The sequence below is a fragment of the Nocardioides sp. NPDC057577 genome (assembly GCF_042801335.1).
Taxonomy (GTDB): domain Bacteria; phylum Actinomycetota; class Actinomycetes; order Propionibacteriales; family Nocardioidaceae; genus Nocardioides.
The window spans coordinates 1-3,388 of the sequence record NZ_JBHVGB010000299.1; the positions used below are offsets into that span (position 1 = coordinate 1).

The 3,388-nt window shown below is 68.8% G+C and carries 2 protein-coding genes; both read right to left on the reverse strand.

Going from position 1 to position 3,388, the window contains the following annotated elements; genetic code table 11:
- Positions 1-16: 16 nt before the first annotated feature.
- Positions 17-1,573 carry an MXAN_6640 family putative metalloprotease gene (locus tag ACFU7D_RS29150; RefSeq protein ID WP_378873890.1) on the reverse strand — a complete coding sequence of 519 codons (1,557 nt, stop codon included), beginning with the start codon at positions 1,571-1,573 and terminating at the stop codon, positions 17-19.
- A 74-nt stretch (positions 1,574-1,647) separates the two neighbouring features.
- The coding region (locus ACFU7D_RS29155) for an alkaline phosphatase D family protein (protein WP_378873893.1) at positions 1,648-3,388 on the reverse strand (1,741 nt) is incomplete at its 5' end.

Genomic DNA, 3,388 nt, shown 5'->3' on the forward strand with positions numbered 1-3,388 from the left:
CGGGGGTTGGTTCGGGTCAGCGGTAGGTCTTGGCCCACCAGCGGTGGGTGGCCTTGTCGGGGGTCGCGACGCCGTGACAGGAGAACGCGGTGCCCTGGCCACACTTGAAGTTGCTGCTCGCGTTGGCGAAGGTGACCTCGACCTTGCGGATCCGCTTCGAGGAGAAGCCCTCGATGGTCTTGGTGGCGATGCCCTTGCTGTTGGGCTTGAGGTAGTAGACGGCGCGGGTGCCGTCGGTGCGGAACACGCTGATCACAGCGGCGTTGGCGTTGGGCCGGGCCACGTCGACCTTCACGCGCAGCTTCCAGCCCTTGCCCACCTTCTTGGGGACGAGGCGCTGGGAGGCGTAGGTCAGGTGCTTGAGGGTGAACTTGCCGTCGACCGTCTGCCGCTTGGCGGGCAGCGCCGTGCGGCCGTCGTAGACCGGCGGGTAGTAGGCCCCGCCCTCGCTGTAGGCCTTCGAGGGGGCCAGGTTGGCGGCGGCGAACCGGATGTACTCCTGCTTCAGCGTGGTGCCACGCTGAGCAAGGGCCTGCCGGATGGCGGTGGTGGAGTAGGTCGACGGTGCTCGGTTCCAGATCGAGAGGACCACCTCCGGCAGCGTCCCGCGCTCCTTGGCGAAGCGCTCGGACAGGTAGCGGAAGAAGATCCAGTTGCCGTAGATCCCGAGGTTGGAGGCGTAGGAGTTGTCCAGCGGCTTGCGCTGGTCCTCGAGCTGGCCGTAGCCGAGGTACTGCCGGTTGTCGTTGATGCTGTCGTAGACCTCGTCCTCGACCCAGGTCGCGGTCGACTCCATCATCCAGCGGTCCTCGCCGGCGTCGTAGGCGAACTGGACCGCGTGGAAGTATTCGTGAGCGGCGGTCACCCGGAGGTTCTCGGTGGGCGTGTTGTAGGACCCGTACTCGCTGGTGGCGTAGTCGTTGTCCAGGACGCAGTAGGCCGTCGCCGCGGTCTTGGAGACCTTCGTCTCGGGCGCGCAGTAGCCGTAGTAGCCCTCGTCGTAGAGGTTCTCCAGGTAGATGTCGACCTTGCCCGGGGTGACCGACTTGTCGGCCGCGGGCTTGCGATAGCCCGCCTGGACGTAGAGGTTGTGGACCTTCGTGACCACGTCACGGACCTGGGTCGCGTACGCCGTCGAGGCACGGTCGCCGCCCTTGCCCGGCGTGTAGTGGACGCAGACCACGTCGCTGCAGGTCTGGGTCGCGGTGCGGGGGCGGGCGAGCAGCTCACGCGCGGCCGCCTTGTTGGAGCCGTCCAGGGCATCCTTGGCGTTCCACAGGTCGGCCAGCGCGATGGTCGCGTCGGGCCGGCCGGCGATGTGGCGCCCGGGCACGACCTGGCGGGCGCCGCGCACCGACTGGTTGCGCTTGACCTTCTTGGCCGCGGCGAGCGCCTCCCGGGCCACCTTCTCCGTCACCGGCTGCTCGGCGCTGGTGTCGCCGCCGGTCCTCACCGAGGTCGCCGGCGTCGACCCGGTTGCCGGCATGGTGGCGACGAACGTCGCAACGACCATGCCCGCGATCAAGGCGAGGGAGCGTTGTTTCCGGTTGATCCGGCGGGCAATGTTTCGCATGAGGTACCAGACGTTCGGGATGGCAGACTTGGGCAGTCTAAGCGCAGAGCGACGCTGTGTCCGGCGGACACGGCCTAGACCGGCACAGTGACGCGATGGAGCCTGTTGCTTCCGGTTGCGGTGGCGTACGACCTGGTCCAGGTGGCCGTGGTGTTGGAGTCCTTGCGCTCGCCGATGACGTACCAGTCCATCTGGGCGCGGGTGCGGGTCACGTCGAGGACGGAGTAGCCGTGGTCGTCGAAGTTGAGGTAGCGGACATGGCGGTTGGCCGTCTGGATGATGCCTTCGACCGTCAGACTTACCGTGCGGCGCGGGGCGCCGAGGATGTCCTTGAGGTTGTTCGAGGTCACCGACGTGGCCACGAACTCGACGCCGGCGGTCTTGCCGAGCGGGTAGACGGCGGAGTCGTACGGCAGGTCGCAGGCCCAACCGGAGTGGATGTCGCCGGTGACGAAGACGGTGTCGGTGATCGCGTTGTCGCGGATGTGCTCGAAGAGCTCGGTGCGGTCGGCGGTGTAGCCGTCCCACTGGTCCACGTTGTAGGCGATGCCGTTGTCGGGCAGCAGGCCGGTGACGTCGTTGACCGGCGCGATCAGGCTCTTCGGGAGCGCGCCGAAGGTGACCGGGGCGATCATCACCGGATTGCCGACGATCTTCCACCGGGCGCCGGTGAGCAGCCCGTCCTTGAGCCACGCCAGCTGCTCGTCGCCGGTGATCGTGCGGTCGGGGTCGTCGACTCCGGCGAGGTCGGTGCGGGCGACCTGCTGGGAGCGGTACGAGCGCAGGTCGAGCATGCTCAGCTCGAGCAGGTTGCCGAAGCGCAGCCGTCGGTAGATCCGGTCGTGGAGGTGGCCGTCGGTCTCCACGGTTGCCGTGCCGTCCACACGCAGCGGCATCCACTCGTCGTAGGCCTGGTTGGCGTTGGTCTTGCGGTCGATCCAGTCGTACTCGCCGGGCTCGTTGTTCTCGGCACCCAGCAGCCAGGCGTCGTTGGCCGACTCGTGGTCGTCCCAGGTGACGATCCAGGGCAGCCGGGCGTGAGCGGCGGAGAGGTCGACATCGCGCTTGTAGTGCGCGTGCCGGATCCGGTAGTCGGCCAGCGTGTGCATCTCGTGGGCGGGCTCGTGCGGACGGACGTCCTCGTTGGCCATGCCGTAGCCGTACTCGCCGGGACCGTACTCGTAGAGGTAGTCGCCCAGGTGGAGGATCGCGTGCAGGTCGTCGCGGGCGGCCAGGTGCCGGTAGGACGCGAACCAGCCGGCTTGCAGGTTGGAGCAGGAGACCACCCCGAAACGTACGTTCTCTGGGGCCGCGTCGGCGGCAGGAGCCGTCCGGGTACGCCCGACACGGCTGGTCTGGCCGTTGTAGGTGAAGCGGTAGAAGTACCAGCTCTCCGGGGCCAGGCCGGTGACGTCGAGCTTCACGGTGTGGTCGCGGTCGGGGCCGGTCTGCCGGGATCCCCTGGCGGTGACGCGGCCGAAGTCCGCGGTGGGCGAGACCTCCCAGCGGACCAGGACCTCCTCGCCGCTGCCGGAGCCGGGGGTCGCGTCGGCGGACGGCGTGACCCGGGTCCAGATGACCACCCGGTCCGGGAGCGGGTCGCCGGAGGCGACGCCGTGCTGGAAGTGGTTGAGCGAGCCGCCGGCGGCCTCGGCGGACTCAGCGGGCTCGGGGAGAGCGATGGCTCCGGCCGCTGCGGCGCTCGCGAGCCCGGCGGCGATGAGGGTGCGGCGGTCGATCTGCGTCTGGGTCGTGCTGCTCTGGGTCACGCTGTATGGAACGACGCAGCCGCCGGCCCTGTCATGGGCCGGCGGC

Excerpts from the sequence above, each read along its gene's own strand:
- ACFU7D_RS29150 (WP_378873890.1), bottom strand. The coding sequence starts at position 1,573 with ATGCGAAACATTGCCCGCCGGATCAACCGGAAACAACGCTCCCTCGCC.